Origin of the sequence: Salmonella sp. SAL4457, from assembly GCF_046548235.1 — a bacterium.
Taxonomy (GTDB): Bacteria; Pseudomonadota; Gammaproteobacteria; order Enterobacterales; family Enterobacteriaceae; genus Salmonella; species Salmonella enterica.
On the sequence record NZ_JBGDZO010001454.1, the window covers coordinates 1 to 231 of the forward strand.

Here is a 231-nt window from a genome sequence, read left to right on the forward strand (position 1 = left end):
GTGTCCGAGACGGCGCCTGTGGATGATCCGGCCGGCCGGGTCGAGCACGAGGTCTTCCAGGTCTTTGCCCTCGAGGGCGATCTGGCGGGCGAGAAAACCGCCTTGGGCGGATTGCGCCAGCAGATGGCGGCAGTCGCTCAGGAGCAGCGGTTGTCCCGGTGTCAGCGGCACCTTGAACAGTCGCTGGGCGGCATACCCGAGTTGCAGATTGACCAGCAGGCTGTCGTCCGT

At 66.2% G+C, this 231-nt stretch carries 1 protein-coding gene; it reads right to left on the bottom strand.

The window, feature by feature from the left end; all coding sequences use genetic code 11:
* Positions 1 to 231, bottom strand: a 231-nt coding sequence (locus ACLJNW_RS28995; protein WP_410962136.1) for a hypothetical protein, incomplete at both ends; no start/stop codon positions are given.